This is a genomic window from Duncaniella muricolitica (assembly GCF_910574735.1).
Taxonomy (GTDB): Bacteria; Bacteroidota; Bacteroidia; order Bacteroidales; family Muribaculaceae; genus Duncaniella; species Duncaniella muricolitica.
The window spans coordinates 1-8,035 of record NZ_CAJTCF010000113.1 but is presented as its reverse complement, the minus strand read 5'-3'; the positions used below and the strand labels follow the sequence as shown (position 1 = coordinate 8,035).

At 51.3% G+C, this 8,035-nt stretch carries 9 protein-coding genes; 4 read left to right on the top strand and 5 right to left on the bottom strand.

Annotated features, from left to right (window positions below; genetic code table 11):
* Positions 1-258 precede the first annotated feature (258 nt).
* Both QGT73_RS16360 and QGT73_RS16355 read left to right on the top strand, forming a co-directional pair.
* Positions 259-1,080 carry a S1/P1 nuclease gene (locus QGT73_RS16360; protein WP_280123144.1) on the top strand — a complete coding sequence of 274 codons (822 nt, stop codon included), beginning with the start codon at positions 259-261 and terminating at the stop codon, positions 1,078-1,080.
* Between the two features lie 49 nt (positions 1,081-1,129).
* Positions 1,130-1,477, top strand: coding sequence for a DUF805 domain-containing protein (locus QGT73_RS16355; protein ID WP_280123143.1), 348 nt, complete (start codon positions 1,130-1,132; stop codon positions 1,475-1,477).
* A 172-nt stretch (positions 1,478-1,649) separates the two neighbouring features.
* Here the strand turns inward: QGT73_RS16355 and QGT73_RS16350 are convergent, their stop codons facing one another.
* The gene (locus tag QGT73_RS16350; protein ID WP_280123142.1) at positions 1,650-1,934 is read right to left on the bottom strand and encodes a hypothetical protein; all 285 of its coding nucleotides are present in this window, start codon (positions 1,932-1,934) and stop codon (positions 1,650-1,652) included.
* A gap of 235 nt (positions 1,935-2,169) precedes the next feature.
* On the opposite strand from QGT73_RS16350, the gene clpB reads away from it, so the two are divergent.
* Together clpB and QGT73_RS16340 are read left to right on the top strand one after the other, a co-directional pair.
* Positions 2,170-4,758, top strand: a complete 2,589-nt coding sequence (gene clpB, locus QGT73_RS16345; RefSeq protein ID WP_280123141.1) for an ATP-dependent chaperone ClpB — start codon at positions 2,170-2,172, stop codon at positions 4,756-4,758.
* Between the two features lie 66 nt (positions 4,759-4,824).
* Entirely contained in the window at positions 4,825-5,304 is a 480-nt protein-coding gene (locus QGT73_RS16340; RefSeq protein ID WP_280123140.1) for a hypothetical protein, read from the top strand.
* Between the two features lie 241 nt (positions 5,305-5,545).
* On the opposite strand, the gene QGT73_RS16335 is transcribed toward QGT73_RS16340, so the two are convergent.
* The 4 genes from QGT73_RS16335 to QGT73_RS16320 form a co-directional block, all read right to left on the bottom strand.
* Complete coding sequence (locus QGT73_RS16335; RefSeq protein WP_280123139.1) at positions 5,546-5,704, bottom strand: hypothetical protein; 159 nt, start codon at positions 5,702-5,704, stop codon at positions 5,546-5,548.
* Positions 5,705-5,762: 58 nt separating this feature from the next.
* Positions 5,763-6,977, bottom strand: coding sequence for a nicotinate phosphoribosyltransferase (gene pncB, locus QGT73_RS16330; protein WP_280123138.1), 1,215 nt, complete (start codon positions 6,975-6,977; stop codon positions 5,763-5,765).
* Between the two features lie 204 nt (positions 6,978-7,181).
* Positions 7,182-7,337 (bottom strand): 50S ribosomal protein L34, encoded by a 156-nt coding sequence (gene rpmH / locus QGT73_RS16325; RefSeq protein WP_123617238.1) that lies wholly within the window; start codon positions 7,335-7,337, stop codon positions 7,182-7,184.
* Between the two features lie 90 nt (positions 7,338-7,427).
* On the bottom strand, positions 7,428-7,931 hold the full coding sequence (locus QGT73_RS16320) for a flavodoxin (protein WP_280123137.1): 504 nt from the start codon (positions 7,929-7,931) through the stop codon (positions 7,428-7,430).
* Positions 7,932-8,035: the final 104 nt, after the last annotated feature.

Below are 8,035 nucleotides of genomic sequence, written 5' to 3'. Positions count from 1 at the left end.
AAAAAAAAAACAAATATGCAAGTAAAATAATGTTTATTTTCTTGATATTCAATAGCTTTTATGAGCGTCAAATGCGAAGTGATAATTGAACGTTAAGCTGCTATTGTTTCGTCATAATATGAGTACGGCATACCTACCTGAGTAGTTACGCTTATGTCGAATTTTTGTTAAGAAATATTTGTGGCATTTTGCAGAAAAATCGTACTTTTGAATGACAAAAAAATTTCAACGAACTACTTACACCTACCAATCAAAAAAATGAAAGCCAATTTAATCAAACGACTATTTTTAGGTACACTCTCGATAACCACCGCCCTGTCGGCTATGGCATGGGGCCAGAAAGGCCATGACGTGACAGCCTATATAGCAGAACAGCACTTCACCCCCGCCACCGCCGAGGCAGTGGCCGATATCCTCGACGGCATGAGCCCCGTCTATTGGGCCAACTGGCTTGACAACGCCAGCCACACTCCCGAATATGCTTACTCCAAGACCTGGCACTATAAAAATGTTGATGCCGACAAGACCTATTGGACTCAGCCCGAACAGGCCGGTGGCGACATCGTACAGGCCCTGCGCATGAACATCGGCATCCTCGCCGACTCCACCAAGACCAAGGCCGACCATGAGCTGGCCATGAAGATGGTGATTCACCTCATGGGCGACCTCCACCAGCCCATGCATATGGGACGCTCTACCGACCGCGGTGGCAACAATGTAAAGGTAAGATATTTTGGCCGCGACACCAATCTCCACGGCATCTGGGACACCAATCTCGTGGAGTCGGCCCACAAGTGGGGTTACACCGAGTGGCAGCAGCAGATCGACCGTGTGCCCGAAGAGGCCGAGGTCGTGATTATCGGAGGCAATCTCGACGACTGGGGCCAGAAGACAGTGCAGATATGCCGCGACATCTATAGCGGCATCCCGGCCAACGGCTCATTCAGCTATGACGAAGTGGCCGAATGGTCGCCAGTCATAGAGTCACAGCTCCTTATCGGAGGTCTGCGTCTGGCCCATGTGCTCAACTCCATCTACGACCCGCAATACAAGCACGCCAAGAGCCCCGATACTTTCTGACACAACGTTTTTCCAATCTTCCAATATTAACCAATTAAAAATTACAACCATGAACATCACATTTATCGAAGCTGTAAAGCGTTTCTACAGCAATTATGCCAACTTCAACGGCCGCGCCACCCGCGCCGAGTACTGGTATTCCGTACTCTATCTGATTGTTGCATATGCAATCATGCTGTGTCTTGGCAAGGTTGGCATGATTCTTTATAGCATCTTCGGCCTCGTCAACATCATTCCCGGCATCGCAATCGGCATCCGCCGCATGCATGACATCGGCAAGAGCGGATGGTGGATTCTCATCAACCTCGTACCCCTCATCGGCGGCATCTGGTTTATAGTTCTCGCTGCTACCCCCACCAAGGAGCAGGGTTATGTAGCCGACGCTTTCAAGGCATAACATCAGTTTAGTCTCCGACTGACAGATACATAAGTACAAAAGTTTCAGAAGAAACATAAGTTTTCTTTTATTTTTTTAGTTGTCTGCAAAAACAGACGGCTGAAGTAAATAAAAAGACTTATGTTTCTTCTGAAACTTTTGTACTTATGTATCCCCCCCGGAGTCGGATATATTACACATTCCATTCTCCGAAAAGCGAAGGATATTCGTCGGTATTGCGTGACGACGGAGTGGCCGGGCGTGAACGGCGCAACACAAGATTATGTTGCTGCGTCCACCCCTGAGTGCGGTTGCGCAACCTCACTGTGACTATGCCCGCATCGCATGGTGCCGACTCTTTCACCTGACGAAACACGTCGGTGAGTGTCGAGGCTCCGCTCATGGTGAGCGACAGAAGCACTATGCCACATGACTGGGCTGTGACTTGCAACAGGTCGGTACGATGGATGGAGATCATATCTTTAAGAGTTTAATTGTTTTACACTGCAAATTTATCGTCACCATCGGGCAACATTATTGCCCGGCTATGTTAAACTTTGTCATACACCTACGGTTAAAATGTCAGCATTGTCATGTCGGCCTGACTCTTCGCGCGAGGCATAAAACCAATTGGCACGATTTTTGTTAATATGGTATGAGAGAATATATCACGAACATTCAACTTACCTACTACATATATTAAAGTACAGACTATGAACTTCAACAACTTCACCATAAAATCTCAGGAGGCGATACAGAAGTCGATAGAGATAGCCCGCGCAGCAGGCAATCAGGCCATCGAACCTGTGCATCTGCTCAAGGGAGTGATGACTGAGGGAGAGTCGCTCATCAACTTTATTTTCTCCAAGGTAGGTGCCAACGCCGCCGCCTTGATGCGTCAGGTTGATGACAGGATTGCAGCCGAGCCCAAAGTATCGGGTGGCGAACCTTACCTCAGCCGCACTTCCAACGACGTGCTCCAGAAAGCTCTTGACATTGCCAAAAAGCAGGGTGACGAGTATGTCACACTCGAGGCTCTGCTTATGGCCATCTTCACGGTCAACTCTCCGGCCGCTACAATCCTCAAGGATGCCGGATTGAGCCAACGTGAAATGGAGGCCGCAGTGGCCGAGCTTCGCAAAGGCAAGAAAGCCACCGACCAGAGCGCGGAGGACACCTATCAGGCCCTGTCGAAGTATGCCATCAATCTTAACGAACGCGCGCGTGAAGGCAAACTCGACCCTGTGATCGGACGTGACGACGAGATACGTCGTGTGCTCCAGATACTATCGCGGCGCACCAAAAACAACCCCATGCTCATCGGCGAGCCGGGCACCGGCAAGACAGCCATCGCCGAGGGCCTCGCCCAGCGAATAGTGCGCGGCGATGTGCCCGAAAATCTGCGCACCAAGCAGATCTACTCGCTCGACATGGGCGCGCTTGTGGCCGGTGCGAAGTACAAAGGTGAATTTGAGGAGCGACTCAAGGCCATCGTCAACGAAGTGACCGGTGCGGACGGCGAAATCATCCTCTTTATCGACGAAATCCACACTCTCGTGGGTGCCGGTAAAGGCGAGGGTGCCATGGATGCCGCAAATATCCTCAAGCCGGCTCTTGCCCGCGGCGAACTGCGCTCGATAGGAGCGACCACTCTCGACGAATATCAGAAATACTTCGAGAAGGACAAGGCCCTCGAGCGTCGTTTCCAGAAAGTGATGGTCAACGAGCCTGACGAGGCCGCCGCCATCGCCATCCTGCGCGGACTGAAGGAACGCTACGAGAACCACCACAAGGTGCGCATCCGCGATGAGGCGATTATCGCCGCCGTCACCCTCTCGGAGCGTTACATCACCGACCGATTCCTCCCCGACAAGGCCATCGACCTGGTCGACGAGGCCGCCTCCAAGCTCCGCCTCGAGATTGACTCGGTGCCCCAGGCTCTCGATGAAATCACCCGCCTGATCGCCCAGAAGGAGATTGAGCGCGAGGCTATCAAGCGCGAGGGCGACAAACCCAAGGTCAAGGAAATCGAAAAAGAACTCGCCGACCTGCGCGACCGCGAGAAGGAGTTTACCGCCAAGTGGAAGGCCGAGAAGGAGTTGATTAACAAAATCCAGCAAAACAAAATCGACATCGAGCAACTGGCTTTTGACGCCGAACGCGCCGAGCGCGAGGGTGACTATGCCAAGGTGGCCGAAATACGCTACTCACGCATACGTCAGAAGGAGCAGGAAAACGAGACCATCCAGGATCAGCTCCGCTCCATGCAGGGCGAAAAGGCTCTCATCAAAGAGGAAGTCGACTCGGAGGACATAGCCGATGTCGTGTCGCGCTGGACCGGCATACCCGTCAACAAGATGGTACAGACCGAAAAGGAGAAACTGCTCCATCTCGAGACTGAACTCCATCACCGCGTAGTGGGTCAGAACGACGCCATCCGTGCCATAGCCGACGCCGTGCGCCGCTCGCGTGCCGGACTCAACGACCCGCGCCGCCCCATCGGTTCATTCATATTTCTCGGCACTACGGGCGTAGGAAAGACCGAGCTTGCAAAGGCTCTGGCCGAATACCTCTTTGACGACGAGAACATGATGACACGTATCGACATGAGCGAATATCAGGAGAAGCACTCAGTGAGCCGACTCGTAGGCGCGCCTCCGGGATATGTAGGTTATGACGAGGGCGGACAGCTCACCGAAGCCGTACGCAGAAAACCCTACTCGGTAGTGCTCTTCGATGAAATCGAGAAGGCTCATCCCGATGTGTTCAACATACTGCTCCAGGTGCTCGACGACGGACGTCTCACCGACAACAAGGGCAGAATGGTCAACTTCAAGAACACCATCATCATCATGACCTCCAACATGGGCTCGCCCCTCATCCGCGACAACTTTGCCAAGATGACGGCCGACAACCGCGAGGAGACCATCGAGAAGACCAAAAACGAAGTGGTGGAACTGCTCAAGCAGACCATCCGCCCCGAGTTTCTCAACCGCATCGACGAGATTATCATGTTCACCCCGCTCGACGAAGCTGAAATCGAGGAAATCGTCGGCCTGCAGATACGCTCCATCCGTAAGATGCTTGCCGCCAACGGCATCACCCTCGAGGTGACACCCGCCGCTCTCAAGTATCTTGCCGAGGAGGGCTACGACCCCGAGTTTGGCGCGCGTCCCGTCAAGCGAGTCATCCACCGCATGGTGCTCAACCAGCTCAGCAAGGACATCCTTGCTCAGAAGGTCGACCGCGACCACCCCATCATCATCGACTATGACGGCAACGACATAGTGTTTAAGAACTGACGGGTATCGCGACCACCATCTCCATCCCCGACCTCTCTTTTCAATTATCTCTCTAAATATTTTATTATGAAAAAGTTTTATTTTCTTCTCCTGGCATTGCCGTTTCTCACGCTGTTCTCGGCTTGTGACGATGACGACAAGAGTATTCCCGAAGTAAGTCTCTCCATCGAGTATTCAGGAGGCACACTCAATGACGGTACGTTATACGTAGTGAAGGGCGAACCCCTCAAGATTGACGCCCTTATCGTAAAGCCGGCTCCCGGCACAGGCAAGGCCGCTCTCGGCCAGACCACCTACATCTGGGACGGCATCCCCTTCTACACCACCGGTGTAGCACCCTTCTCGGTAGAGATTGACACCTCCGATATGGCCGAAGGCGACCACACTCTCACCATCAACTCGCAGATATTCCAGGAAGGCAAGTCGCTTGGCTGGGGCATCTTCCAGTACAAGGTCGTGATTGTAGCCGCTCCCGAGGATCAGCCCGGTGACGAAGGCGGTGGCACAGATGTGCCCGACGCCACAATCTCACAGTCGCTCGAATAACACCATCCATCATACCTACACCCGACCCCTCCGTCATCGGTCATCGGCCGACAGCGGAGGGGTCCGGTGTGTCTTGGAGAATAGATACAAAAGTTTCAAAAGGACATAAGAAACATAAGTTTTTTTATTTTAAGACAGTAGTTTAGTTTAAGATAAATATCTATAACTTCACACTCTATCTTCTGAAATAAAAAACTTATGTTTCTTATGTCCTTTTGACGCTTTTGTATCTCCTTAGGGACTAATTGTCAATATCGTTATTGCGCGGATTGTTGTTGAGCTCCTTGGTCTCCTCCTTGACGAGCTTGGGGTCTACCTTGTCATTGTCGGCATTGTCAGTCTCTACTCCGGGATATTTCTGCTGGGCCTCGGCCGCAGTCATGTCATGTTTCTTTTCCATAATATATATATTTGTTGTTTGGTTTCTATTATAGAAACGCACATCTGACACCGAGAGTTCACACCTCCGGCTCCCTCAGATGCAGAGCCTCGAGAAAGCGTCTCACTGTGGCCGGATCGCCCGTATATTTTCCGTGGTCTTCGCTGAGTTTGCATGTGCTGCAATAAAACGGCCACGACTCCGTAATCTTCACTGCCAACAGTTTTATCACTATATTCATCGGAGTTATGCCGAGAAAATCGTTGGTGAAATGTGTGCCTATGCCAAACGACGGGATGCACTTGTCGGCCGCGTAACATTGCAACTCTATAGCCGCATCCACATCAAGTGCGTTGCTGAACACCACCTGCTTGGTGCGCGGGTCGATACCGAGCGAGCGATATTTATCCACTATCATGTCGAGTTCGCGGCGGTTGTCGCCACTGTCCACCCGCAGCCCCTTGAACATGTTGGCGTAATCCTCCGAAAAATTCAGACTGAATATGCGCCAGCCGTAAGTGTCGTAAAGAAATGTCCCCAGCGCGCCCCTGTAGGTATGCGCCCACGTCTTCATGGCTATGTAATTGGCCATCTGCGGGCCATACATCCCCGCGATGCCGCATATCAGCTCATGAGCCATGGTGCCGACCGGCGTCAGGTCATACTTCATGGCGAAATACACGTTGCTCGTGCCTACGAAACATCCGGGACCTCCGAGACTCTCCTGACACTCCTTCATGGCTCTTACCAACGTGTCCTGTGCCTCAAACGATGCCCTGCGCCGTGTGCCGAAATCGCTATAAGTGCATCCGGCTTTTATGAGACGCTCACCCTTGTGGCGCGAACGCTCGTAAAAGTCGCCATAGTCGAGACGGGTGCTCTCGCCTGTCATCATATAATAAAGTTCGGAGATTATGGCGAGCACCTTCACCTCAAGCAATATGGTGTCGCTCCAGCTCCCCTCAAACTCTACGCTCAGATGTCCCTCTTCGTCCTGACTCACAGTGACCCGGCGGCTGTCGTAACGGAATCCTTTGAGAAAACTGTAAAACCACACCGGTATGTAGCGACACTTGCGCTTCATGAACTCTATCTCCTCGTCGGTCACCGTCACCGTCTCGAGCATCTCTATCTGTCGTCGCAGCTCGTCGGCAAAGCCCGGAGGATACACAGTGTCGTCACGGTCGCTGAACTTGTATTTCACCCGCGTGCGCGGATAATTCTCTATCACGGCACAACACATCGTGAACTTATACAGGTCGTCATCGGTGAAATGTCTTATTATCTGTCGCATGATTATTATATATTAATGTATAGGCATGGATTGCCCCTATGAGGATAACGCCCGCCACTGTTGTTTGGTTTCAAACAGGCAGTCATGGTGCTGTTGTCAAACATTTCAGTATGAGACATAAACCCCAAAAATAGCCGAGGGCTGTCAGACAATGTGTCCGGCAGCCCTCGGCAATAAAATTCGATTTTTTGTATGCTCAGAGTATTACTTACCGCTGATAGAGGAAGATACTGTGAGACGGAGACGACCCTTGGCGCGACGACGTGCAAGCACCTTGCGTCCGTCGGGGGTAGCCATACGTGCACGGAATCCGTGCTTGTTTACTCTCTTTCTGTTAGAAGGTTGAAATGTTCTTTTCATTGCCGTATATGGTTTATTTTTTGTTATTCCACATTTTGAGGTGCAAATTTAAGAAAAATTCCCCACAACGGCAATATTATTTCACATTTTCTAACAAAATTCCTTCTTAATCTCCTCACACCAGGTTTTAATACGCCCTTCGGTCTCCTCGGGATGGTTGACTTCGTCGATACAAAGGCCCACTATCATGCCCTCTACATCGCTGCCCGAGTGCTCGTAGTCATAGCCGGCGTTGTTGAACGGCCCGACAAACTGGGCATGCGTGTCATGCAGACGATGATAGATTTCTCCGACCGAGTTGCAAAACGTATCGCTCATAGAGTCATCGCCGCAGCCAAATATGGCCACCTCCTTCTCTCTCAGGTCCATCGACTGGATACCGTCGAGAAATGTGTCCATATCCTCCTGCAGATCGCCGGCACCCCAGGTGCTCGCGCCAAAGAGCAACACGTCATAATCGGCTACCGCCGACGGAGCACACGAGGCCACATCATGTACATCACTGGACGACACTCCGAGACATTCGGCTATCTTCCCGGCCACACTTTGGGTCGTGCCCGTGGTGGAGCCATAAAATATTCCTATCTTTTTCATATCAATGATTCGGTAAAAATTACAGAAGTAGTTGAAACTTAAGTTAATATAACGAATTATCAAATACAAATGAATCGCCAAATCGTTCATTATAAAAAAACTTA